The following is a 24,100-nucleotide window of genomic DNA, read 5'->3' on the forward strand; positions in this document are numbered from 1 at the left end:
AGCGCCTCCTTAGAATGCCACACGCAGGCCACCACTGGCCGTGCGTTCTGCGACTGTGCCCGGATCGACCACGACGGTCGTGAACGACGATTCGATGATGGCGGGGCCGGCAACTGGTTCGCCCGGCTGCATAGCCTCGTAGCGATGAACCGAGACGTCGCTCCAGCCGAGTTCGGAGAAGTAGACCGGTCGCCTTGCGCGACCGCCGGCAAAATCACCCTCAGGAGGGAGCGTGCCGGTGGCCCGATCGGTCAGTCTGCATCTGACCTTGGCGCGCCATGTTACGAATTCGACATTGGAATTGCGGTCGCTGATTTCGAAAATGCGCTGGTGGGTGTCATGGAAGGCATCCCTGACCTGCTTCAAATCGCCTTCGCTCTTCACTTGATCAAGCGGGAGAGGAACGTCGATTTCCCAGATCTGATGCGGATACCGCGCCTCTACGGAATACTCGATGTGGCAGTCGAGTGCCCCGGCGCCGGGCCCTTCCGCGAACTCAAGGCATCGCTTCCGCAGCTCTGCCAGAACCTCGTTGATCTTGTCACCCGCAAATCTGTCGCTGGTTGTAAACTGCAGTTGCGCATAGTCCGACGAAAGCTCCGACATCAGGGCCCCGGCCGCGCTCATCACGGCACCTGCTTCGGGGATCAGCACGCCAGCGCATTGAAGGCGCCTGGCAACTGCGACTGCATTAAGTCCTGCGGCGCCGCCGCCGCCGATCATGACGGCCGAGGTGGGATCGATGCCCTGATTGACCGTGATCTCCTCGATCGCTCCGACCATCTTTTCAGTTGAAAGCCTCAAGACGGCGGCAGCGGCTTCCTCAACTTTGATGCCGAGCGGCTCGGCGACCCTCACGCGCAATTGCCGGGTCGCACCCTCCCGGTCGAGGACCATGGCGCCGCCCAAAAAGAAGTCCGGATCGATATAGCCAAGGATCAAGGCGCAATCCGTGACAGTAGGTTCGGTTCCACCGCGGCCGTATGCGACTGGCCCCGGCGTCGAACCCGCGCTCTGCGGACCAACCTGCAGAATTCCGCCCTTGTCGACCCATGCGATCGAGCCCCCTCCGGCGCCGATGCTCTTGATGTCGACAGATGGAAAGCCGGTCATATGGCCGCGCGTGCGCTGGCCAATCCACGTCTCGCGGCTCCAGGGGATGCGCCCGTCACGTACCAGGCTGACATCAAAGGTGGTTCCACCCGTGTCCGCGACAATCGCAACGGCGTTGCCGAAATCGCGCTCTGCGTAGTAGCGGCCTGCAACGGGTGCCATCGCCGGTCCTGAATTGATCGAGTGGATGGGAGCCCGTGCAACCGCCGTCGCATCCATGATGCCGCCACTTGAGGTAACCATCAGTGCACGACCGTTGAAACCGGCGTCTCGCAACCTGTTGGTCAAGCCATCGAGATACTTAAACATCAGCGGTTTCAGTGAGGCGTCGATGACGGTCGCGGACGCTCGACGATATTCGCGCAGGGTTGGATTCAACTGGTGCGAGAGCGTGTATGGAACATCCGGCAGATGCTCCTTCAGCAGTTCTCCGATACGCCGTTCATGAACCGGGTTGACAACCGACCACAGGAGGCAAACGCCAACGGCTTCAATTTTCAGCGCCTGCAGTTTTTTGATTGTCGCGATGAAGTCGGTTTCGTCCAGTCCCTCGACGATGTTGCCGCGAGCATCGATGCGTTCATCCACTTCGAACGTATACCGCCGAGGCACATAGGGTTCAGGATAGGCGACCGTAAAATTGAAAGGCTCAATGCGCCCGCCCTCGCGCATGACCAGGATGTCACGATGACCTTTGGTCGTGATGAAGGCTGTTTTCGCCGTCTTGCCGGTGATGATCGCATTGATGGCCCGGGTGGTGCCGTGCACGAACATGGCGCCGCGGCTCAGGAAATCTCCGAGTTCTAGTCGATAGTGCCTGGCTGCGAGACCCAAGGCATCGAGCACGCCGCGCACCGGGTCATCAGGCGTCGTCGACGCTTTGAACAGCCTGATCTCGTTGCCATCTTGAACGACAAGGTCGGTGAAAGTACCACCGGTGTCGCACGCCATCCTGATATGATTTGCGCTTGGTTTGATCTGGGTGGCGTGGGTATTCATAAGGCAAGCCTCTTTCGTGCCAGCGCGGATGTATCCGGCCGGATATTCTCGGGTTGTCGGAAGAAGGGCGCTGTTTGGCGCTACTGTTCTAGGTGTCGTTTCCGGACATGCGTGGCAGCATCTTCCTGTGGCTTCGCACATGTGTCTCGAATGACGAGTTCGGGCAGAAAAATCGTGTCGGAGCCGGCGTTGGCCGGCGCCGCATTTGGTTTGAGAACACGCTCGACGGCAGCGCTGGCCATCGCTTCAATAGGCTGACGTATGGTCGTCAGTGCAGGAAATGACAGCTGGCTGATCCAGGCATCGTCCACGCCAATAATCGACATGTCCTTTGGAACGGCAATGCCGGCGGAACGGAAAGTCGCCAGTAACCCCAGCGCGATCATGTCGTTGAACGCAATAATGGCCGTGGGCCTGGGCGACAGTGCCGCCACATCGGAAGCGGCATCACGACCGACCTCGACCATCTGGGCGTCTGCGACATCAAGTGCGCTCTGGTGACGCTCGAGCACCACAGCCTGACTGTCGTCGAGTTCGTGGTCCTTCATTGCTTTCTTGAAACCGGACAACCGCATCACCCGGCTGTGGGTGATGAGGGGATCGGTCACATAGGCTATCCGCCGATGACCAAGAGCAAACAGATGCTCCACAGCCATCCCGATTGCCGCCTCATGATCGAGATTGACCGTATCGAGTCGAGCAAGCTTCAAATCGAGCCTGTTGGCGTCCACGGCAACGATCGAAAGGTCGCTCCACGCCGAGTAGTAACCCCGCCTGGTGTTCAGGGGCGCGATGGTGATGAGATCGGCAACGCCTACGGCGGCCAGATTGTCCAGAAACTCCTTCTCAAGCTTCGGATCGCGCATGGTGTTGCACAGGTGGACCCGGTAGCCCGCCTTCACCGCGGCCTGTTCTATCGAAAACACCATCTGCCCGTTGAAGGGATTAACGATGCTGGGTACGACAAGCGCGATAACCCGGGCCTTGCCGGTCTTTAGCTGGCGCGCTGCCTGGTTCGGTCGGAAATCAAGCTCGGCAATTGCCATCGCAATGCGCGTCCTGGTCTCCGTCCCGAGCCGGTGGAATCGATTGTTCATGTAATTCGAGACGCTGCTCACGGATACGCTCGCCGCTTTCGCGACATCCTGAATGGTGGCGCGGTCCGCAGCATCTGTGGGCGATCCACTCTTCGGCGGCATGTCGTTCAAATCTCCCAAGGTCCCAGAGACCCTCATTGTACAATTCCCGCAGGAGAACAAAACCTCGATGGTCGCGAGTCCGGCTCCGCCGCTGTGCGGCCAATCAATCAGGTAAAACGGTACACTAAAATTCCTCCCTGTCAATCGATCGCCGATCTGACGATGTTCACCGATCATGCCACTGGTATCGCAAATTTGGCGTGACAGCTCGACTCCGAAGAGAGGACAACCAGGTCAAAGGGAGTTGACAGGTGAAAAAAATCAGGTGTATCGTTTTACCAACTGTAGCAAGCCAAAGAGCTTCGCAGCAGGCTTAAAGGCGCTGAACACGTCTCGCATGGGGGCAACGCCACGCCTGAAACTTCCACGATCGTTTTCTTGCGATGCTGCCGCTAGTCCGACGGGTACCGGGCGAAGTCGGCAAAGACAAAGCTTTCCATCATCAAAAAAACCGACGGAGACGGAACATGAAAAAGATTTTGCTGGCCGCCGCATGTCTAACGCTGCTCGGCGTCCCTGCTCAGGCTGAAACAATCGGCTTCAGCATGCAGCGGTTCGACGACAATTTTCTCGCGATTCTTCGCAGTGGTCTGGAGGCGCACGCCAAGGACCTTGGGAACGTGACGTTGCTGATCGAGGATGCTCAGGGCGACATCGCCCGGCAGCAAAGCCAGATCGAAAACTTCATTGCCGCCAAGGTCGACGGCATGATCGTGATCCCGGTAGAGGCCGATGCCGGCGTCGCGATGTCCAAGACCGCCGACAAAGCCGGAATCCCTCTGGTGTTCGCCAACAATCAGCCTTCCAACGTCGATCAGCTGCCGGAGAAGCAGGCTTTCGTCGGCTCCGACCAGATCCAGGCAGGCAGCCTGGAGGCGCGAGAGGTCTGTCGCCTGCTGGGTGGCAAGGGCAAAGCCGTCATTCTGATGGGAGAGCTTGGAACCCTGGTTGCGCGTGGCCGCACCGAGGCAGTGCACGAGGTGTTCAAGTCCGATGGATGCAAGGGCATCGAGATCGTCGAAGAGCAGACGGCGACCTGGTCGCGCACGCAGGCGCTCGACCTGACCACAAACTGGCTGTCGGCAGGCCTGAACTTCAACGCTGTTATTGCAAACAACGACGAGATGGCGCTGGGTGCGCTTCAGGCCATCAAGGCAAGTGGTGGATCAACCGGCGACTACGTCGTTGCCGGCATCGACGCGACGCAGGACGCCTTGACAGCCATGAAGTCGGGCGATCTCAAGGTGACCGTTTTCCAGGACGCGATCAGCCAGGGAGAAGGCTCGCTCGACACGGTGCTGAAGCTGGCCCGAGGCGCGAAGAGCGACAAGAAGGTCTTCACCACGCTCGAACTCGTCACCAAGGACAACATGGACAAGTACCTGAAAAGGAACTGACCGCCAGCATCGCGCGCCGGTCATTTGACCCGTGCGCGGACTGTTCCGTTCGATCTGGATTTGGGACGACTTCGATGCAGACCACAGTCGCCGTCACGCGTACCCCGCCTGGTATTGAGGACAAGCGTCAGTCTTGCCTGCTGAGCGTGAGCGGGATCAGCAAGTCGTTTCCGGGCGTGGTAGCACTCGACGATGTGAGCTTTCAACTCAGGCGGGGTACCGTCCATGCACTGATGGGCGAGAACGGCGCGGGCAAATCCACGCTGATGAAAATCCTGGCGGGGATATATCAACCCGATGCAGGAGAAATCTTCCTCGACGGCGTTTCCGCCCAGTTCAAGACCCCGCTCGACGCGCTGACACAGGGTGTCGGGATGATCCATCAGGAGCTAAACCTGATGCCCTCGATGACGGTCGCGGAGAACATCTGGATCGGCCGAGAGCCGCGCAATCGATTTGGGATCATCGATCACCGGCGCATGAATCGCTTGTCGGTTGATCTTCTCGCGGAGCTGAAGATCAGCCTGAACCCGGAGGCGGAAGTTCGTCATCTTTCGATTGCCAACAGGCAGATGGTGGAAATCGCAAAAGCGGTTTCCTATCGCTCGCGCGTCCTGATCATGGACGAGCCCACGTCAGCGCTGACTGAGCGCGAGTCTGCTCACCTCTTCGAGATAATAGGCGACCTGAGGAAGCAGAGCATCGGCATCGTCTACATCTCGCACAAGATGCACGAGATCTTCGAGATATCGGACGAGATCTCCGTTTTTCGTGACGGCAAATATATCGGCACTCATGCGGCAGCGGCCACTAATCGGGATGAGATCATCCACATGATGGTTGGCAGAGACATCTCAACACTGTTCCCGAAAAAGAATGTTCCGACCGATGATGTTTTACTTTCGGTTCGTGACCTCACTTTGCGCGGCGTCTTCTCGGGGGTCTCTTTTGATCTGCGGGCGGGGGAGATACTGGGCCTCGCCGGCTTGATCGGGTCGGGGCGGTCCAACGTCGCCGAAACCATCTTCGGGGTGACGCCCGCCACCAGCGGCGAGATACGGATAAACGGGCAACGCGTCGATTTGAAATCGCCACGCGATGCGATCTCCAACCGAATGGCCTTCCTGACAGAAGACAGAAAACAAAGCGGCTGTTTTCTCGTCCTCGACGTCCTTGAGAATATGCAGATTGCCGCTCTTCAAAGCCAATTCGTCAAAGCTGGCTTCGTCCAAGGCAAGGTGATTGCCGCGGCATGCAGTGAGATGAGCAAGACGTTGCGCGTCAAGAGCTCCGGAATCCACACCACGGTCGAAAACCTATCGGGCGGCAATCAGCAGAAGGTGCTGATCGGACGCTGGCTTTTGACCAGACCGGGCATCCTCATCCTGGACGAGCCGACACGCGGCATTGACGTTGCTGCCAAAGCCGAGATTCACGCCCTTGTCTCCTCACTCGCCACCGCGGGCGCGGGCGTCATTCTGATCTCCTCGGAGATGCCGGAGATCCTTGGAATGAGCGATCGGATCATGGTGATGCATGAAGGAAAGATCACCGGCGTTCTGGACCGAGATGAGGCGACGCAGGTCAAAATAATGGAACTCGCTTCGAAGTAAGTGAGGAATAGAGGAACTGCACGATGGGAAAAGACACAACAGCCGCCGCCATTCCTGAGTACCGCGGCAGCTTTGGCGGTTGGCGAAAACCTCAGGAACTCAATATCTTCCTGGTCCTGGTGGGGATCGTTCTCCTCTGCGAGGTGTGCGGCTGGCTTTTGATCGGGCAGAGTTTCGTCTGGAATCCGCAGCGCCTGACGATCACCATCCTCCAGGTGTCCGTGGTCGGCATTATCGCAATCGGCGTGACACAGGTCATCATCACCGGCGGCATCGACCTTTCTTCGGGGTCCGTGGTAGCGGCAAGCGCAATGATGGCGGCTGGGTTTGCCCAATCCGCGGAATGGTCGAAGGCGCTTTATCCTTCATTGACCGATCTGCCGGCGATCGTGCCAATCGCCATCGGCGTCCTGATCGGCTTGCTTGCAGGTATGACCAACGGCGTTTTTGTTGCTTATGCCCGAATCCCGCCGTTCATCGCAACGCTCGGAATGATGGTTTCGGCAAGGGGCATTTCGAAATGGTATACAAAAGGCCAGCCCATTTCCGGGCTGACTGATCAATTCACCGCCATCGGCTCGGCCGCATGGCCGGTGTTTGTCTTCATAGTCGTTGCAATGATTTTCCATGTTGCGCTTCGCTACACCCGGTACGGCAAGTACACTTATGCCATCGGCGCGAACGTCCAGGCAGCGCGGGTCTCCGGCATAGATGTCGAAAGGCATCTGGTTAAGGTCTACGCGATCGCCGGAATGCTTGCCGGCCTCGCCGGCATCGTCACAGCGGCGCGCGCGCAGACGGCTCAATCCGGCATGGGATACATGTATGAGCTCGATGCGATTGCCGCAGCCGTGATCGGCGGAACGTCGCTTGCCGGCGGGGTGGGCCGGATAGGGGGCACCGTAATCGGCGTGGTGATCCTGGGCGTGATGTCGTCAGGCTTTACGTTTCTGCGGGTCGACGCCTACTACCAGGAAATCGTCAAGGGCCTGATCATCGTCACGGCCGTGACCATTGATGTCTACCGCAATCGGCAGAAGCGCTCCTAGATCGAGCCCGCGCTGGAACGGCATCTATTCCAAAAAGGTACAATAAAAAGCCGTTCAGATAAAACTCACCAAGGCAGGGAAGTTCCGCAAGCACAAACAGACTTCAGGTCAATTCTGAAAAATTCCGTCGATGGAGATCGAAAATGCAGATCAAAGCGCTACACAGCTTGACATTTCAGCATTTTGACATCGACCTACTAGTCGAATGCATATCTCAAAGGTGGCGATATTTGGCCAGGGTTCACGACGTTGCTCGTCGCCTTGTCGACAAGCATGGGGCGAGCCGTGCGTCGGATCTTACAAAACGGGCCGCTGCCAGAGCGTCGGGGAGGCGCAGGGCGATCCTACGGGCCGTTGCCGAGTCAGTGAACGATCTGATGCGGTTGGACATTTTCTACCATTGATTGGACGCTTCGAGCCTACGGCAAAAACCGCCCACAGTCGCTCCACCACGCAACGATCAACTTAGCTGATTGGGTGCAGTTCGATGGCCAACCAAACCGCATCGGTGTCGGCGAAATAGCGATGCTATGGATATTTCCCCTGGTTCGTTCCGCTGACCCGGCAAAACGCCTCATGGGTAAAGCCCGGCACCATGAGGAAATCTTGACAAAGTGTTGCCTGGTCGTTCTCCGGAATTTCTGCATGCGGCCGGTTCCGAATATCTGCGTGTGGACCTCGAGCAAAGGATGGTTGTCGTGAATGAAGCAGTCGGTTTCAGCCCCACCGGAGGGTCAGTTTGAGCACGAAGCGCTGCAATTGCCGTTCCACGGCGGCCGCGCCGGCATTGTTGACCAGAGCATCGATCGGCCCCGCCGCTTCGACCGCCCCTCGTGATGCTATACGCGCTGGTCACGTCCAGCGCCCGGACGCACCAGGATGACCTCGATCCTGATCACCCCGTGATGAGCTTCCGGCAAGCGGCGAGGATAGTCGAGCGAGCGAGCGGCGGCGACGACCTTGTCGACAGTGGCAGGCGTGACGGCGCTGCCGGCTGCCCTCGGCACCAAGCTCGCCTGCCCGGACCGAAAGGTATATTTGGTCGTCCAAGATTTTTAGCATGAGTCCGAACCATGACCGATCCAGTCGCCGAAGTCGTTTCCCTGCTCAAGCCAAGCCCGTCTATCTCAAAGCTGGTGACAGGCGGCGGTCAGTGGCTCGTCGAGCGCACAGAACTTGGAAGCCCTTTTTATTGCGCCGTGGTCGAAGGCCATTGCCGGATGACGATCCCCGGTCGTGAGCCGATGTTGCTGATGGCGGGCGACTTCGTGCTGGTTCCGGAAATCTTCTCGTTCACGATGAGCAGCCTGGAACCGCCTCCTCGCGGAGCCCTTGCCCAACGTCTTGAGACCAGCCCGGGTGTCTTCCGGCTCGGAGACCCAGAAGCGACCGCCGAAATCAAGGCGATGGTTGGCCATTGTGCCTTTGGCTCGGATGACAAGACTCTTCTCGTCTCGTTGCTACCAGAGGTTATCCACGTCCAGGGCGAAGAGCGGCTGATGATGCTGGTCGGGATGATAAACGACGAAACGAGAGCCGACCGGACCCGCCCGTGAGATGGTGCTTCACCGGTTGTTGGAGGTGCTGTTGATCGAAGCTTTGCGTTCAACGGCAAGCGCCGCGGCCCCGCCCGGTCTTCTGCGCGGTATGGCCGATCCGCTGCTGTCACCGACCTTGCGTCGGATTCACGCGGATCCAGGTCGCAGCATGACGGCGGAAACACTCGCGCGGGATGCCGCCATGTCCCGTTCGACCTTCTTCGATCGTTTCCGGAGGGAGGTTGGCGTGGCCCCGATGGAATACGCGACCGGCTGGCGCATGGCGCTGGCGAAGGAATTCCTTCGCAAGGATGTTGCCACGGCGGAGATTGCGCAACGCGTCGGCTATGGCTCGGCAAGCGCCTTCAGCGTCGCGTTAAGTCGGCATGTGGGAATGCCGCCCGGCGCCTATTCGCGGGTAAACACCGCTTGGGTAACGCCGGCCCGATTGCAAAATGTGGAGCAGGCTGCTTTGGCCCTCACTTGCCGATGTAGGCCGCCAGTTCATCGGGCGTTCCGTTGGGAAAAGCCTGCTTCAGAAAATCCAGGAAGGCAGATACACGCGCGCTCAACAGACGCCGCGACGGGTAAAGCGCCCACAGCGCGATCTCGGAACTCTCGATATCACCCCAGTGCAGCAAAGTGCCGTCGGCCAGGTCGTGACTCACCAGCGAAATCGGCATACGAGCAGCGCCTACGCCGGTTCGCACGGCATCCCGAACCATGATGAGGGACGACAGTGCGAGAATGGGGTCGATCCCGATCGTCGCGGATCCTTCTGAAGTCACGACGTTCCAGGTCTGCCGATCGCTGGCCCCACGCACGACACCTGGCACCGAGAGATCTGCCGCCGGCCGGGGCAGATCGGGGCTTGCCACGACGACCAGGCGATCATGCAGAAAGGCTCGGCCGACAAGACTTTCGTCTGGGTCCGGATTGACCCGGATGACCAGATCATAACCTTCCTCGATCATGTCCACGGCTCGGTCCTCTGTCGTGACTTCCAACCGCACGTCGGGATATTTCAATGCAAAGCCCGCCGCGATCCTGCCCATGGCGGTCTGCGAAAACAGCAGCGGCGCGCTGATGCGCAACCTGCCGCGCGGCTTGTCCCCGCCCGCCGCGATCGTGGCCGCCGTTTCGTCGAGCTCCGTCAGTAGAGCGGCTGTCCGCTCATGAAGGGCGCGTCCTTCCTCAGTGAGTTTGAGGTTGCGCGCGCCACGTTCAAACAGCCGAAGTTGAAGGGCAGCCTCCAGTTCCGTAACCCGTCGGGACAAGGTCGCTTTGGGACGGCCGGACGCCCGCGACGCTTTGCCGAAGCCACCGTGACGCGCGACAAGGTTGAAATCGGCAAGGGCGACGAGATCCATAATCGTTCCACCTGTGAGACGAACTGTCCAAATTAACGGCCTATTGGTTTAAGAATGAACCAGCCATATTCCGGGTGTCAAGCAATACCAACCCGGAGAAAATCCCATGACCATTCTCGTTGCCGGCGCCACCGGCAATATCGGCGGCCAAGTCATCCATCACCTCGTCGATCGCGGCGCTGATGTCCGCGCTCTCGTCCGCGACCCTTCCAAGGCCAATTTCCCGGCAGGTGTTGCCGTCGTCAAAGGTGACTTCCTGGACGTCGACTCCCTACGTACCGCCTTCGACGGTGTCTCGACGCTCTTCCTGCTGAACGCTGTCGCACCAGACGAGTTCACCCAGGCTTTGATCGCCCTCAACGTCGCCCGCTCGGCTGGCGTCGAACGGATCGTCTACCTGTCAGTCATTCACCCGGACGTCTACGTGAACGTGCCGCATTTCGCCGGCAAGTTCGGCGTCGAGCGGATGATCGAGCAGATGGGCTTTCATGCTACCATCCTGCGTCCGGCCTACTTCATCCAGAACGATCTGACGATCAAGGACGTCATCGCAGGCTACGGCGTTTACCCGATGCCCGTCGGCGACAAGGGGCTTGCCATGATCGACGTTCGCGATATCGCGGAGGTTGCTGCCCTTGAGCTGCTGCGCCGCGAACAGGCCGCACAGCCGCTCCCGATCATTCGCATCAACCTGGTCGGTCCCGATACCCTTACCGGAGCGGATCTCGCCGCGATCTGGTCGGACGTGCTCGCTCGCCAGATCAACTATGGCGGCGGCGATACGGCTGCCTTCGAGCAGAACCTCAAGCAGTTCATGCCGCCATGGATGGCCTACGACATGCGCATGATGGGCGAGCGATTTTTGACCGATGGCATGCTGCCCGAGGGCACTGATGTCGAGCGCCTGACGACGCTTCTTGGACGTCCGCTCCGCTCCTACCGCGACTTTGCCTCGGAAACCGCTGCCTCTGCCTGAGGCAATCAGCCACAATTTCAAACAAGGACCATCGACATGATCTATTCGACCGCAACCGTCCCGGTGAATCCGGAAGGCGAAACAAAGCTCACCCGGGAGCAAGTATGGAAGGGTTTGGAACTGAAGGCGCGCGACGCGCGTCTGTTCCTCCCGCCGGGTCTCTGCACCCGCTGCGATGTCGTGGAGGAAAGTGAAACCCACTTCGTGCGCCAAGCCACCATCGCCAGCTCTGACATCAGGGAGATCATCACCCTCGAGCCGCAGAGCAAGGTCACCTTCTTCCAGGCGACCGGCCCACGCGAAGGCGCCATTATCAATGAGCTTTTCGAGGACGAAGCCGGCGCACTGCAGCTGAAGTTCTACTGCTACCTCGGCCTGCGCGGCAAGGAGGCTGATGGCCCAGAGGAACAGGCCGAGCAGACGCAGTTCGACAGCGACAAGGGCTACAAGTCGGCCCTGCTGTCGACGCTGAAGCGGACCCGCGAACTGCTCGCAGAGGGCCGCCTCTGATTATCACCAGCATCCAACCCAACAGGGCGGCCTCCTGAGAGGCGCCAGGCTTTCAAGAGGACCAAAATCATGACCACACCCGTCTCTGAAACACGTTTCGCCGCCGTACCGAATATCCTGGTGCTCGGTGCCACCGGGCCGACCGGCCGCCATATCGTCAGCCAGGCCGTAAGCCGCGGCTACGATGTCACCCTCCTGGTGCGCTCGCCGGAAAAGGCCGCAAACATGAAGGGAGTGAAGATCGTCGTTGGAGACGCCCGTGACGAGAAGGTGTTGCGCCAAGCCGTCAAGGGTCGCGATGCCGTGATTAGCGCGCTCGGCACACCCGCAAGCCCATTTCGCGAAGTCACCCTTCTTTCGACCGCGACCCGAGCGCTTGTCAGCGCTATGAAAGCGGAACACGTCTCGCGTCTCGTCGCCATCACCGGTATGGGCGCTGGCGACAGCGCAGGGCACGGCGGTTTCCTCTTCGACAAGCTGATCTTCCCTTTGCTCCTGCGCAAGGTTTATGCCGACAAGAATCGTCAGGAGGCAATCATCAAGGGCAGCGATCTGGATTGGACTATTGTCCGTCCTTCAGTTCTCAACAACAAGCCTGCACGCACCACGATCCAGACGCTCACGAACTTGAACCAGTTCCGCGGAGGCTCCATTTCGCGCGAAAACGTTGCGGCCTTCGTGCTGGATCAAGTCACCACGGATCGGTGGCTACATAAGTTGCCGTTGATCACTGGGTAGGGTTGGCTTGAACGGCCTATCAAAGCGAAAACCGCCAGCGCGACGATTGCGGTCAAACGAGCCGCGCATAGCTGCACTGCACAAAAAATTAAGTGCAGCGTGATTCGTCCATACAGACTTCAGTTGATGCACATGGCGGCTTCCTCCCAGTTCCGCCGCAGCAGCTGTTCCCCTCTGGAGGTCCATGACCTTCACACGTTATGGGCCGCGGTTTTCCGTCGGCCCTTTTTTCTTTTTCAGAACCAGGTCGCAATGGCGTTGCGGACGCTGAAGGAAGGCGGGGCAAAGCCCCGCGATCGTCCTATTCGAAGGCTGCCATTTGGACCGTTGCGGCCTTTTGGTCGACCGAGTTTGCAGGCTGCTCGACCGGGCGAGCGTAGGGCTTCCAGGTTTCGCCTGTAATGTCCTGGTAAGCCGAGACGGCACCTTCGGCTGCCATGCGAACGACGTGGGCCTGCAGGCCCATGTCGGCTGCGAACTCGCGCTTGCGTTGGGCGCGATATCGAAGCCTACAGGGCCGTCCAGGTCCTCGTCTATGGTATCGTTGGAGAGTTTCGTGGTCAGATCACGAGCCTCGGTGACCGCGCGGCTGTAGAATTGCCCGGCGCCGTAGGCGGAGCCGACGAACGACCCGACGATGCGCTGCATGTGGATCTGCATGGCCTTTTCCAAAAATGGACTCGCATTTCCGCATTGAAGATGTGGCCCGAGTATGGAATGCCTCCTCCGCAGGGGCACGACATTATCCCGGTTAACTCTTAGCCACGACGAGAACAAATATAGAACATATCACAGGCTTTCCGCGTTTCAAGGGTCAGATGAGTGTATCGGCGCCCCCTGCTGCCATTTCCGAGCTTCGAGAACGCATTGCGCGTCTCGAAGGCGGAAACGCGCGCGCTCGCACCGTTTTGCCGTTTGGAGTGATCGCAATCGACAGGGTTCTGCCGGGAGGAGGACTGGCTCTTGGCGGTCTGCACGAGGTCGCAGGCGGAGGGAATGGCGCTGTCGATGGCGCGGCCGCGGCACTCTTCGCTGCCGGTATTGCCGCACGCACTGTCGGCAAGGTGCTGTGGTGCGTTACCCGGCCCGATCTGTTCGCGCCGGCGATCGAACAGGCCGGCCTGCCTCCGGGAAGGGTGATCTATGTCGAAGCCGGCGACGAGAAATCCGTTCTCGCCTGCTTCGAAGAGGGTCTTCGTGGCGGTTTTGGCGCTGTCGTTGCCGAGATAGCCCGGCTGTCGATGACGGCCTCACGGCGCCTGCAGCTTGCCGCCGAAAGCTCCGGCGCCATCGGCATCGCCATTCGCCGCTGGCGGCGACAGACTGAAGCGACCGATTTTGGTCAGCCAACCGCCGCCGAGACACGCTGGCGGGTGTCGGTCCTGCCGTCGACATCGCGCACCGGCAGTGCGGTGCCGACACGGATCGCCTCGATGCGATTGTCGACGCGGAAGAACAGAAGATCGAGCCGGCCTGTGCCAAGCCCTCGCGTCCCCGTCGCGTGCTTCTCTCGTCGGCCATGCTCGGCGCGCGCGGCCGCATCCAGCGGGAAGGGGAGGTGGTGCATCTCGTCGCGCACGAGTTGACCGATCTATCGGCCGAGCTGGCCAGCGTGGGAAACCGCGAGACGCCGTTTCCGTTGCCGCGCGGCCGTGGGGACGAGGCTCATCACGGCGGATCGGGAATCGATCCGCGCGTGATGCCGAAAACGCGCGATATCGTCGATCCCGACGAGCACATTGATCGCATCAAGGTGAAGACGCGGGATTTCCGATAGAAGCTGCAGCGGATATACCGTCATCATGTGGTAGTCTGGCCCGCATGACGACGTTTTATCTCAATTGGCGCGGAAGACGGTGAACCCCACAAAGCCGAATAAAACGCATCCGCCGAAATGGACCGAGCCTCAGCTGACGCGGCTGGTCGACGAAGCGCCCAACGGCCCCGATTGGCTTCACGAAATCAAGTACGACGGATACCGCATGCACGCGCGGATCGACGGCAGCGACATCCGCTTGCTCACCGGCACCGGCCTCGATTGGTCGCATCGCTATCGAGCGACGATAGCGGCCCTGCGCGCGCTCCCGGTGAAAGACGCCTATGTCGACGGGGAGCTGTGCGCTGTCCGGGCGGACGGCGTCACCTCGTTCAGCCGCCTGCAGGTCGCCATGGACGAAGGCCGCACGGGCGATCTTGTCTTCTTTGCTTTCGACCTTCTGTTCCTCAACGGAGAAAGCATTGCGAAGCTGCCGCTGATAGATCGCAAGGCGCGACTGGAAGGCCTGTTTTCGTCCGATATGCCTAGCCTGCGCTTCAGCGACCACGTCATCGATGACGGGCCTGCGTTCCGCAAGCATGCCTGTCGGCTTGCACTCGAGGGCGCTATCTCAAAGCGGATCGACAGCGCCTATGCATCCGGCAATCAAGTCAAAGTGTCTCAACAGAGAGGAATTCATCGTCGTCGGCTGGACCGATCCGACTGGAAGCCGGCCGCATCTCGGCTCGCTGCTTCTGGGCTACTACACCGATGATGGTCGTCTGATGTACGGGGCCGCGCCGGCACCGGCATCACGGTTGCAGAGCTCAAGCGATTGGCTGGCCGGCTTGAACCACTTCAGGCAGCTCGAATGCCCCTCGACGCCCCACCGCCACGTGAGAGCCGGTTCGGCTCGCCCCTTGAGCTGTCGCGCGTGCATTGGGTCAGGCCTGAAATGGTGGTCGAGGTCGCCTATCTCACCTGGACGGAAGACAATCTCCTGCGTCAGGTCTCGTATCAAGGTGAGCGGCAGGACAAGCCGGCCCGGCAGGTGGTGCGTTCCGTGCCCCATCCCTGATCGGCATCGGTCGCCGATCGCTTCATTTCATCCGACTTGCTCCACCTGCAGCGTGCCGGGTGGAAGGGGCTTGATCAGCGACTTGGCCGACACCGAAGGGTCGAGCCAATCCGCTCTCGAGGATGACGATCCGCCGGTCGTGGTAGGGCGCGATGTCGGGTCCTGGCTCCATCGTCAGCATGGTGAATGCCTCGCCGACCCCAGGCATTTCACGCCAGATGCCGGCGATGCAGAAGATCGGCTCCTCCTTCTTTGTGAAGAGCCACTTGTCCTTGCGCTTCTTCTTGGGGTCTTCCGGATCGGTGAACTCGTAGAAGCCGTCCGCCACGATCAGGCACCGGTTCGACGAGAACTCTCGGCCCTCTGAACGGAAATTATAAACGGGCCGCTTGTTCGGTCCGGGCCAGCTCCAGCGCCGTTGCACCATATCGCCTTCGTTTTGGGCCAGATGACGCTGCAGATCGAGACCGCTGCGCACGTCGACGATGAGGCAACCTGGACTGTCCAACACATCGGAGTCAAGCAATTCGCGGGTCGAGGCAAAGGAGACTGGCTGGAAACCCGCCGACAGGATCAATTCCGACAGGGCCTCCCGAACAGACGTATCGTCATCGACAATAATGACGAGCACCGGGTCCGCTTCACCCTTCCGCTGCTGCGATAACGGCGCCGATCTCCATAAGAGCGGCTGGTCAACTCTCATGTCCGTCCTCCGCGTCATGGTTGCGCAAAGTCTCGCCGATGGCCCCAAGTAGGGCGTGGGCATCGAAGGGCTTCCGGAAGAACCCGCTCATCCCCTTCGCTCGGTCCTGATCGACTATCTCGTGACGACCTGTGATCAGGAAGACCGGCAGCTCCGGGCGTGCCCTGTTCACCAGGTCACGAAGTTCAAAGCCATCCATGCCAGGCATTCCGATGTCGGTGATCAGCACATCGAACCCCGTTAGCCCGCAGATCAACAGTTGTTGCGCCGACGAGAAGCTGCGGGCCACATAGCCAGCGGATTCGAGGAGCTCCTCCATTGACTCGAGAAGTCTTGGGTCGTCGTCGACCACCGCCACAATAGGTTTATGCTTACTCACGCTCACTCCCTGCCGCCCGGCGCGAGTGGGTTATCGGTATTTCCAGTCGCTCGGCGATACGCACGAGATCGGCAAGGGATGCTGCCATATCTTCTGCATGACGTTTCTTCTGTGGATTTGCAAAGTGACCTCGCTGATCCCAAGCTCGGCGGCGGCCTGGTTGTTGAGCAGGCCACTCACCACAAGCGGCAGCGCCTCACGCTCGCGTGGCGTGAGTTCCTGATGGCACTGCTTCAACACGCCAAGTTCAGCGCGCTCCGATCTGATTTCTCGGTCGCGGGTGATCGCCACGCGAATTGCGGCCATGAGATCAGAATCGCTGAAAGGCTTGGTCAGGAAATCTACCGCGCCATCCTTGATAGCCCGGACGGATGACGGGATGTCGCCATGCCCTGTTATGAAGACGATCGGTGGATGATCCCTTCCCGCGATCTGCTTCTGCAAATCGAGCCCGCTGATATCCGGCAACTCGACATCGAGGATTAAGCAGGCTGGAAGGTCTGGCTTGTCCGCGCTGACATAGTGCCCAGCCGATCCAAAGGCGAGGGCACGCAGTCCGTGTGAAGCGAGCAACTCGCTCAGAGCCTCCCGAACGCGCTCGTCATCATCTACCACGAAGACAATATGATCAGTCACGGCGCAGACCTCCCTTCAGGGGATTGTTGGCGCTTCGTGCAGCAACTTGCTCAGCAATTGAATCTGGACTGATGGACTCACCTCAGCAACCTAGTCCCACCACGTCCCGACTGCACCCTATGGAAATCCATGCATTGTGCGGCCGAGGCAGGCGGCGTCGGCGATCCTGCGCCGGTGAGGTGGCGGATGAGGTCGGATTTGCTTAGCACGCCTGCAGCCGCTCCATTGTCGTCATACACGACGACGAGGCCAATACCGGGCTTCGAAAGCGAAAGAGCAGCGACTTGCACCGCTGCATTGGCGTCGAGCACCATCAGGCGAGCCTTCGTCATCGAGTTGAGTTGTTCGATTTGCATCAAAATCCTCCGAGAGATCGCCTGCTGTCGAGCTCATTTTTCGGATGTCGTCAGGTTGGTGTCGTTCGTATCGACAACGAACACGGCAAGCATGCGCGCGCGTTCCGTCTTGCTGGCATTCTCCTCGAAGGTGTGATGATCACCCGGAAACTCAGAAAAGTTTTCGCCGGCCCGATAAGTCTTTATCGGACCGTGATTGACCTGAGTGTTGATTGCTCCTTCAAGGACCGTGGCATAGATGAATGCCGACTTTGCGTGAGTGTGCGCCTGGGAACTGCCGCCGGACTCATATTCGACAAGCACGCCCTTGATGCTCTTGCCTGGAACGTTGGGTAGCGGCTGGTCGTAGACCAGCGTGGCCCTGGGGCCGTGCGAATCGTCGGCCAGAGCGCCGGTTGCGGAGATGGCTGCGACAGCAGCGATGAGGAGTGTAGTCCTGGTCATTGTCTTGGCTCCTAGTTGTGATGGGGGATCGCCAGCCGATGGGAGGGGCGGCCGGCGATCAGGCTCTCGCCGAGGGGATGCGGCGCGAGCAGATGGGGTTGATGATCGCGTTTCTCGCGCAGTACAAGTTTGCCGTTACTTCTGCGGTCTCGCATGACCGTGGTTCTGTCAGCCTTTGCTATATAGCGGCCATCAGTCAGTGTCTCGATGTAGTTCGTAGCCTGACAACCTTCGAGCCGCGGGCCGGCGATGTATTTCTCGTCGTTGTAGACGTAGAATCCAGAGGAACCATTGCCGTCGGCTTGTTCTCTTACATGGTAAGGCATTTCATCATTTCCTGCATTTATTTCTTGCGGTCTCATAGCTGGACCCGAAGGAGGTTGAGCTTCAGGATTGTCTCATCCTGCTTGACCTTGAGGCGCGCGGGCCACACATCATCCGTGGAGCGAGGCGTGGCTGAACCAGTCTTCGAAGCGCGTTGTGCCGATGCGCGGATGGTCGCTTGGCACGAGCGAGTGGTCGTCCAGCAGCGTGCCAATATCGCGCATGGGGATCCGCGGTAACTTTGCGCGGATCGTTCGTAGCCTTCAAAAACCGCGCGACAAGCTCGCTCATGCGGACCGGCTCCGGACCCGCGATCTCGATCGCGCCGTTGACCGGCGGCGAGAGCGCAACCTCGGTCATGATGTCCGCGACGTCGTTAGACGCGATTGGCTGAAAATAGGCACTCGGGACTGTGGTGATGTCGCCGACCGTTCCTGACTGCGCGATGCCGCCAAGAAACTCGAAAAACTGCGTCGAGTGGACGATGGTGTAGGGGATGCCGGAGCTCCGAATGAGCCTTTCCTGGGCAATCTTGGCGCGCATATAGCCGCTATCGGGCAGACGCTCGGCCCCCACGATCGAAAGTGCGACGTGGTGCGTCACGCCCGCCAGCTTTTCTGCTGCGAGCAAGTTCCGGCCGGAGGTCTCGAAGAACTCCGGAACTGCCTTATCCTCGAAGGAGGGCGAATTTGCCAGGTTGATGACGGTCTGCGCTCCGGCGAGCACTTTCGCGAGGCCTTCGCCGGTAATGGTGTTGACGCCGCCGTTCGGTGACGCGGCGAAGACTTCATGGCCCTTGTTACGCAGCCTCTCGACTGTTTCGAGCCGATCAGCCCGGTGCCACCAATAACCACGATCTTCATGACGACTTCCTCGTTGGCGTTTCGGCATTGATTGCCTGACCGAGCGGACAACCGCTGGCGGATCAGCTCCCGTCGTTCGGACAATGCATCGGGGCGCAGGCCCAGACTATCGAACGGAAGCATCTGTCATGTCGTGCGAAGGTCTAGGATAGATGCATCCGTAGATTGGGTACTCTAGTCAGCAAGGAGACAGTGTCTCATCTGCTAGCCAACCGACATGCGGCCAGGGAGCGATCAGAAGGCCACATTCATCAGCAGCGTGAGGTCAGCGGAGAGGGCGACTTTCGGCCAAATAGCAAAATCGAACTCTTCGACCGAGATGCGCAGCGCAAAGCTGCGGCTCGCGTCGTGGAAAACGTAGTCGGTCTACGGTCAGACTTTCCCGTTCGCCACTGCTCTTTAGCAGCAGCGAGACAATACATCATGTCCATGGAAAAATCGCAGGGATCCGCGAGTGTGGGGAAGCCGTAACGCTCTATTAATCGAAATTATCGAACCCTCGCGCATTTTGCAGCGCGACAGCGTCCGTGCCCCCTTCGTCAACCCGCGACTCCTTGGCGCTCGAGCAGTTGTTCAAACTCGTGTGTTCGTCGTGGTTCGATGTTGACTCAACAAGCGGCCGTCACTCCCAGAAAGCCGGCCTGCGGCAGCCGAGTCACGATTGGGAGGACCGCGCGCAGCCGTTGCAGGATGCCGCGCACGCAACGGCCGCACTTGGGACTGCAGCCGAGACAGCCATAGACCTGACTAATCGAGCGCGTCCGCCCCGCCTCGACGGCGGAGCGGACATCCTGATCGCTCAACACATTGCATGAACAGATGATCATGGCGCGGTGGCTTTCGACGGAGATTGGCTAGGTTGGTCGTCACCCGGCAAGCGGTCAGTAGTCCCAAACCGCCGGTACGCAACGAAAGGCGTCGCCGTCGACCGCCACATGGCAGACCGACGGGAACGGCAGGTGAGTGGCCACCAGCGGCTCGCGGTTCGCCGCGAGTTCCCGCATAAGACTAACGCGGACGCGGGCCGCCTCCTCGGGGTCGTGTTCGAAGCCGTTGTGCCAGTCGGGATGGTCGAATCCGACCTGGAACACAAGGTCCCCGGCGAACGTCAGCCGGTCGCCGCCTGACGCCAGACGGACCACGCTGTGCCCGGGGGTGTGGCCGCCTGTGCGACGGACGACCACCCCCGGCGCCACCTCGTGTTCGTCTTCGAACGGGCGCAGCTGGCTGCGGTACTCATTGACGAATCGCTTGGCTGCCCGCCGAAGCGCGTCTGGAAACCCTTGCGGCATGGACACGCGGGAGAAATCGGGCGATTCCCAGAACTTGATCTCAGCGGCTGCAACGTGAATCCGCAGGTGCGGATTCAGCCGCTCCTTCACGCCGTCGATGAGCAGCCCGCCAATGTGGTCCATGTGCATGTGGGTCAGCACCACGTCAGTCACTGATGCCAGATCGATGCCAGCGGCCGTCAGTCGATGGATCAACTGCCCAGCCCGCGGCAAGTGCAACTCCGGGTCCGCCCCCAGCCCAGCGTCGACGAGTATGGTTTGGTCGCCGCTGCGCACCACAGCCACGTTCAGCGGCCACTCGAGCGTCTCCGGCGAGAGGAATTCGTCCTCCAGCCAGGCTGTCCGGACGGCCGGGTCGACGTTGTATGCGATGGTCGGGGCTGGAATTGGTAGAATCCCATCGCTGACCACGAGCACGTCAATCTCGCCGATCTTAAGTGCGTAGCGCGATGGAACCAGCTCGTCGGGCCCCGGTCGAGCGGAAATGTCGTCCACGTCCATGTTTGTGCTCATGTTTGTCTCCTGTTGATCGCCTTTGCCACGGCCATGTCGGCCGCCTCCGCCGCTAGCCCCGTGGATCGGCGGACGGCCACACGGCGTCTGCACACGAGATTGCGCCGCCGCGGCCTGCGCGACCATCAAACGGAAGTATCGGTCAGACAATGCGAAGGTCCATGACCGACCGTTGCAAGGGCGGATGATCTCCCGCAAACGTCGAAGAGACCGCTTCGAGCAGGGAATAGCCGCTGTGAGCAACTTGTAGCAATTGCCGGACGGCTCGTATCGTAAAGCGTGATCATCGGCGGATCCTGCTGCCGGTCTCGCAGCCGCATAAGCGCTCTCGCGGCGGCCGTCCGGCCGCAGGCGGGCTGACTGCTTTAGTGACTGCTTAACGACAAATCAGACTGGCCGCCGGCAAAGGTTGGATAGCGCTGGCGCTGGCAGTGTTCGCGATATGGCGCCCCGCTGCGCGTCCTGCTCGGCGGCTTGACGATCCTGCAGGGACAGGCGCGGGCCTTCAGGCCCCCTCGGAGCAGCTATCGGGCCCTGCCCTACCTGGCGGCCATCGCGGTGTTGGTGCTGATCTCGCGTAACCGCCAAGTGCTTGCCCTGCGCTTTCCGGCTTCGCTCGCAAGGCCTAGCTGGGTGCAAGTTACACGTGGCTGTTTCGCCACCACTCGATCTAAGGCGACCACGCGCGATAGCGGTTGTCCAAATGGACGTATGGAAAAGTCACCTATCGGCTCAGTCGATCGAATGTCTGCTTACAGGCAACGAAGAAGGTGACTCTAGCGTCTGACATTGAGGCGCAAAGCCGACGTTGAGTTAGCAAGTTCAGGCTCAACGGATGTTCATGTTTTGTGCTTCGAAAGTCGCATGAAAGGCAGTGTGGAATTGGGAGGGAAATCTCCAGAAACCGGAACTCATCCCATTCAAGGCCTCAGCTCTGACGAATGCCAGTTCCCATGTGACATGAATTGCCATCAACGCGCTTTTCATGCTTGCTAGGCCGATGTCTCGTCCTCGCTTGCTGCCCGTAAAGAGTCTTCCGACCTATGCGTACCTGCCTGGCAAACATCCGCATCCGGTACGTGATCCCTTGGGCCATAGCTGTCAAACGAATCCAGGAATTGACCCCTTTGGCGAACTGAAGAACTGACCCCTTCATTGGTTTGCTGTTTCGTTTGTTTCGGGCACCGAGCCGACCTTCTGCAGAAGGCCGGACCGTCGCTTTTCGCGCAGCCTGTAGCTGTCCCCCCTGATGGTGATCACAGTTGAATGGTGAAGCAGGCGATCCAAGATTGCCGTGGCCACCACGGGATCTCCAAAAACGCTCCCCCATTCACCCACCGAACGGTTGGAGGTAATCAGGATCGATCCCTTCTCGTAGCGGCGGGACACCAGTTGGAAGAAGAGGTGGGCGGCATTGGCCTCGAAGGGAAGATATCCGAGCTCGTCGATGATCAGCAATTTCGGCCGTGACAGGATCGTCAACTGCTTGTCGAGCGAGCCGTCGCTGTGGGCCTTGGCCAACATCGCCACCAACGTGGCTGCCGTGACGAACTGCACGTTGTAATTCTGGCGGATTGCCTCGCGGCCAAGGCTCACTGCAAGATGGGTCTTGCCCGTGCCCGGAGGGCCAAGGAACAGGACTGTGTCGCCGTGGGCGATCCAGCGGCAGGTCGCAAGCTCCCTGATCTGTCCCTGATCCAGCGATGGCTGCGCGTCGAAGTCGAAGCCGTCGAGTTCGCGCACGAACGGGAACTGCGCCAGTTTGCTCGACATCAATATCCGCCGCTCGTCACGCCGCGCGATCTCGCGCGACACAAGGAAAGCCAAAGCCTCGCGCAAGGTCATCTTCGAGCGTGCAGCCTCATCCAGCAGCGTGTCGAGTTGATCGCGGATTGCCGTCAGCTTCAACCGGTCGAGTGTCGCGACCAGCATGTCGTGATCCACTGTCGTCATCACCAGCCTCCCCCGACAACCGCCTCGTATTCCGCCAGCGGCCGCAGCAAGGCGCAAGGAGCAATCTCTATAGGGGCTGCTGCGCGCACTGGTCCCTCGGCGCCAGCCACGCCGACAAAATGCGCCCGGTCCACGATCCGTTGTCGGCGGCCTTGGCATTGGGAATGATCAGCCACCACCCGGCCCGCATGACGGATGATGACGCGACCGGCCAGAACCACTACCTGAACGCTCTCTCCGATCAGGCGCCAGGGCACTGAGTAGCTGTTCGTATCGAGGTCGATCGCGCAGTCCGCCTGAACCTTGCGCACCAGATCACGTAGTTGTCCGAACGGCGCCCGGCCTGCAAGCGGCCGAAGCGCACCGGCCTCAGCGGCAAAACGTTCCGCAGGCGCGACGCCGGTCGTGCCATGCTCACGCTGGTCGGCAATCTCGCGCGTCCACCGATCCAGATGCGCCTCGAACGCCGCCCAGCTCTCGAAACGGCGGCCGGCGATCGCGTTCTTCTTGACGTAGGCGACCCCACGCTCGTCCTTGCCCTTCGTGCGGGCCCGATATGGCGCGCAAGCTCGTGGCGTAAAGCCCCAGTAGCGGGCAAAGGCATGCAGTCGGGCATTGAACCTCACCTCGCGCGTCACCGCGTCATGGTGCTCGACCAGAGCCTTCGCATTATCCAGCAGAACCTCCGCTGGAACCCCGCTGAAGCGCAGGAAGGCTCCTTCCATCCCATCAAACCAGTCCGCCTGGCGCTCCCGTAAAGAGGGGCGGATATGCACCCGTCGCGAATAGCCCAGCGTCCCCACGAACAGGTGAACGCGCAACCGCTCGCCGCCGATCCACACGCGCGTATCGCCAAAGTCGATCTGCATCTGATGACCTGGCGCCGTCTCAAAGCGAACCGTCGCGCGCTTCTGCGCCTTCAATTCCCGCCGCCAGCGCTTCACTCTCAGCTCCACCGAGCGAAGCCCGATCACGATACCATGTTCGCTCGCCAATTCCTGGCGAATGACATCCGCGTTTCCATCATGACGAAAGAAACGCTCTCTAAGCCAATCGTCCAGACCGTCGAATGCAGTTCGACGAGCAGGCTGGCGATACGCCACGACACCACCTTCACGCAGATAGCGGCGAACCGTATTGCGCGCGCAACCGAACTCTTGCGCAATGCGCTTCGCACCCCAGCCGACCTCATGCAGCCTGACGTTGCCCCTTTGGCTTAATCCGGTTTGAAGTTCGCTCTGGCCCAACGTGAGGACCAGAGAATGAAGCGCAGCCGTTTCAGTGAAGAGCAGATCATCGGG

Annotated in this window: 23 protein-coding genes and 5 pseudogenes; 12 read left to right on the plus strand and 16 right to left on the minus strand. The window is 60.0% G+C overall.

What is annotated here, in order from left to right:
* Nucleotides 1-9: 9 nt before the first annotated feature.
* Together NKH37_RS24125 and NKH37_RS24130 are read right to left on the minus strand one after the other, a co-directional pair.
* On the minus strand, nucleotides 10-2,112 hold the full coding sequence (locus tag NKH37_RS24125) for a hydantoinase/oxoprolinase family protein (RefSeq protein WP_353041639.1): 2,103 nt from the start codon (nucleotides 2,110-2,112) through the stop codon (nucleotides 10-12).
* Between the two features lie 80 nt (nucleotides 2,113-2,192).
* Complete coding sequence (locus NKH37_RS24130) at nucleotides 2,193-3,311, minus strand: LacI family DNA-binding transcriptional regulator (protein WP_353041657.1); 1,119 nt, start codon at nucleotides 3,309-3,311, stop codon at nucleotides 2,193-2,195.
* 467 nt (nucleotides 3,312-3,778) lie between these two features.
* Between NKH37_RS24130 and NKH37_RS24135 the strand changes: the two genes are divergently transcribed.
* The 4 genes from NKH37_RS24135 to NKH37_RS24150 all read left to right on the plus strand — a co-directional run bounded on the left by NKH37_RS24135 (nucleotide 3,779) and on the right by NKH37_RS24150 (nucleotide 8,207).
* Nucleotides 3,779-4,708: a sugar ABC transporter substrate-binding protein gene (locus NKH37_RS24135; RefSeq protein WP_353004353.1), complete on the plus strand. Its 930-nt coding sequence runs from the start codon at nucleotides 3,779-3,781 to the stop codon at nucleotides 4,706-4,708.
* 74 nt (nucleotides 4,709-4,782) lie between these two features.
* Complete coding sequence (locus tag NKH37_RS24140; protein WP_353011183.1) at nucleotides 4,783-6,321, plus strand: sugar ABC transporter ATP-binding protein; 1,539 nt, start codon at nucleotides 4,783-4,785, stop codon at nucleotides 6,319-6,321.
* A 23-nt stretch (nucleotides 6,322-6,344) separates the two neighbouring features.
* The gene (locus tag NKH37_RS24145) at nucleotides 6,345-7,370 is read left to right on the plus strand and encodes an ABC transporter permease (RefSeq protein ID WP_023721540.1); all 1,026 of its coding nucleotides are present in this window, start codon (nucleotides 6,345-6,347) and stop codon (nucleotides 7,368-7,370) included.
* Nucleotides 7,371-8,072: 702 nt separating this feature from the next.
* The gene (locus NKH37_RS24150) at nucleotides 8,073-8,207 is read left to right on the plus strand and encodes a hypothetical protein (protein ID WP_353004359.1); all 135 of its coding nucleotides are present in this window, start codon (nucleotides 8,073-8,075) and stop codon (nucleotides 8,205-8,207) included.
* Nucleotides 8,208-8,209: 2 nt separating this feature from the next.
* Here NKH37_RS24150 and NKH37_RS34090 read toward each other — a convergent pair whose 3' ends face one another.
* The gene (locus tag NKH37_RS34090) at nucleotides 8,210-8,377 is read right to left on the minus strand and encodes a hypothetical protein (RefSeq protein ID WP_502897832.1); all 168 of its coding nucleotides are present in this window, start codon (nucleotides 8,375-8,377) and stop codon (nucleotides 8,210-8,212) included.
* Between the two features lie 66 nt (nucleotides 8,378-8,443).
* On the opposite strand from NKH37_RS34090, the pseudogene NKH37_RS24160 reads away from it, so the two are divergent.
* A pseudogene (locus NKH37_RS24160) lies at nucleotides 8,444-9,326 on the plus strand (AraC family transcriptional regulator); the annotation flags it as partial.
* 61 nt (nucleotides 9,327-9,387) lie between these two features.
* On the opposite strand, the gene NKH37_RS24165 reads toward NKH37_RS24160, so the two are convergent.
* Nucleotides 9,388-10,278: a LysR family transcriptional regulator gene (locus NKH37_RS24165; protein WP_353011180.1), complete on the minus strand. Its 891-nt coding sequence runs from the start codon at nucleotides 10,276-10,278 to the stop codon at nucleotides 9,388-9,390.
* A 106-nt stretch (nucleotides 10,279-10,384) separates the two neighbouring features.
* On the opposite strand from NKH37_RS24165, the gene NKH37_RS24170 reads away from it, so the two are divergent.
* From NKH37_RS24170 to NKH37_RS24180, 3 genes are all read left to right on the plus strand, one after another.
* Nucleotides 10,385-11,254: an SDR family oxidoreductase gene (locus NKH37_RS24170; protein ID WP_353041641.1), complete on the plus strand. Its 870-nt coding sequence runs from the start codon at nucleotides 10,385-10,387 to the stop codon at nucleotides 11,252-11,254.
* Between the two features lie 36 nt (nucleotides 11,255-11,290).
* Nucleotides 11,291-11,764: an SRPBCC family protein gene (locus NKH37_RS24175; RefSeq protein WP_353011177.1), complete on the plus strand. Its 474-nt coding sequence runs from the start codon at nucleotides 11,291-11,293 to the stop codon at nucleotides 11,762-11,764.
* 69 nt (nucleotides 11,765-11,833) lie between these two features.
* Nucleotides 11,834-12,502 (plus strand): NAD(P)-dependent oxidoreductase, encoded by a 669-nt coding sequence (locus NKH37_RS24180; RefSeq protein ID WP_353041642.1) that lies wholly within the window; start codon nucleotides 11,834-11,836, stop codon nucleotides 12,500-12,502.
* 301 nt (nucleotides 12,503-12,803) lie between these two features.
* Here the strand turns inward: NKH37_RS24180 and NKH37_RS24185 are convergent.
* Nucleotides 12,804-13,171 (minus strand): annotated as a pseudogene (locus NKH37_RS24185) (hypothetical protein); the annotation flags it as partial.
* Nucleotides 13,172-13,320: 149 nt separating this feature from the next.
* Between NKH37_RS24185 and NKH37_RS24190 the strand changes: the two are divergent.
* The 4 genes and pseudogenes from NKH37_RS24190 to NKH37_RS24205 all read left to right on the plus strand — a co-directional run.
* Nucleotides 13,321-14,088, plus strand: coding sequence for an ImuA family protein (locus NKH37_RS24190; RefSeq protein ID WP_353041644.1), 768 nt, complete (start codon nucleotides 13,321-13,323; stop codon nucleotides 14,086-14,088).
* Nucleotides 14,061-14,279, plus strand: coding sequence for a DNA polymerase (locus tag NKH37_RS24195; protein WP_353004367.1), 219 nt, complete (start codon nucleotides 14,061-14,063; stop codon nucleotides 14,277-14,279). The genes NKH37_RS24190 and NKH37_RS24195 overlap by 28 nt, the downstream gene beginning before the upstream one ends.
* Before the next feature lie 64 nt (nucleotides 14,280-14,343).
* Entirely contained in the window at nucleotides 14,344-15,033 is a 690-nt protein-coding gene (locus NKH37_RS24200) for an ATP-dependent DNA ligase (RefSeq protein WP_353041645.1), read from the plus strand.
* A gap of 27 nt (nucleotides 15,034-15,060) precedes the next feature.
* Nucleotides 15,061-15,336: pseudogene (locus tag NKH37_RS24205) on the plus strand (ATP dependent DNA ligase); the annotation flags it as partial.
* 22 nt (nucleotides 15,337-15,358) lie between these two features.
* On the opposite strand, the gene NKH37_RS24210 reads toward NKH37_RS24205, so the two are convergent.
* The 11 genes and pseudogenes from NKH37_RS24210 to istA form a co-directional block, all read right to left on the minus strand.
* A complete protein-coding gene (locus tag NKH37_RS24210; RefSeq protein WP_353011173.1) occupies nucleotides 15,359-16,039 on the minus strand; it encodes an SOS response-associated peptidase family protein in 681 nt (226 codons plus the stop codon).
* On the minus strand, nucleotides 16,029-16,418 hold the full coding sequence (locus tag NKH37_RS24215) for a response regulator (protein ID WP_353004375.1): 390 nt from the start codon (nucleotides 16,416-16,418) through the stop codon (nucleotides 16,029-16,031). The genes NKH37_RS24210 and NKH37_RS24215 overlap by 11 nt, the downstream gene beginning before the upstream one ends.
* A pseudogene (locus NKH37_RS24220) lies at nucleotides 16,411-17,054 on the minus strand (response regulator transcription factor). The gene NKH37_RS24215 and the pseudogene NKH37_RS24220 overlap by 8 nt, the downstream one beginning before the upstream one ends.
* A 77-nt stretch (nucleotides 17,055-17,131) precedes the next feature.
* Nucleotides 17,132-17,410, minus strand: coding sequence for a CBS domain-containing protein (locus tag NKH37_RS24225; RefSeq protein WP_353004378.1), 279 nt, complete (start codon nucleotides 17,408-17,410; stop codon nucleotides 17,132-17,134).
* A 33-nt stretch (nucleotides 17,411-17,443) separates the two neighbouring features.
* Entirely contained in the window at nucleotides 17,444-17,854 is a 411-nt protein-coding gene (locus tag NKH37_RS24230) for a cupin domain-containing protein (RefSeq protein ID WP_353011171.1), read from the minus strand.
* A gap of 11 nt (nucleotides 17,855-17,865) precedes the next feature.
* Nucleotides 17,866-18,180, minus strand: a complete 315-nt coding sequence (locus NKH37_RS24235) for a hypothetical protein (protein ID WP_353011169.1) — start codon at nucleotides 18,178-18,180, stop codon at nucleotides 17,866-17,868.
* A gap of 108 nt (nucleotides 18,181-18,288) precedes the next feature.
* Nucleotides 18,289-19,041: pseudogene (locus NKH37_RS24240) on the minus strand (SDR family oxidoreductase).
* A 608-nt stretch (nucleotides 19,042-19,649) separates the two neighbouring features.
* Complete coding sequence (locus tag NKH37_RS34095; protein ID WP_502895853.1) at nucleotides 19,650-19,868, minus strand: (2Fe-2S)-binding protein; 219 nt, start codon at nucleotides 19,866-19,868, stop codon at nucleotides 19,650-19,652.
* 54 nt (nucleotides 19,869-19,922) lie between these two features.
* Nucleotides 19,923-20,846, minus strand: a complete 924-nt coding sequence (locus NKH37_RS24250; RefSeq protein WP_353004385.1) for an MBL fold metallo-hydrolase — start codon at nucleotides 20,844-20,846, stop codon at nucleotides 19,923-19,925.
* Between the two features lie 1,152 nt (nucleotides 20,847-21,998).
* Nucleotides 21,999-22,799 (minus strand): IS21-like element ISSme2 family helper ATPase IstB, encoded by an 801-nt coding sequence (gene istB, locus NKH37_RS24255; protein WP_352483443.1) that lies wholly within the window; start codon nucleotides 22,797-22,799, stop codon nucleotides 21,999-22,001.
* On the minus strand, nucleotides 22,799-24,058 hold the full coding sequence (gene istA / locus NKH37_RS24260) for an IS21 family transposase (protein ID WP_353041658.1): 1,260 nt from the start codon (nucleotides 24,056-24,058) through the stop codon (nucleotides 22,799-22,801). The genes istB and istA overlap by 1 nt, the downstream gene beginning before the upstream one ends.
* Nucleotides 24,059-24,100 lie beyond the last annotated feature (42 nt).

It is taken from the genome of Mesorhizobium sp. M1217 (genome assembly GCF_040318275.1).
Taxonomy (GTDB): Bacteria; Pseudomonadota; Alphaproteobacteria; order Rhizobiales; family Rhizobiaceae; genus Mesorhizobium.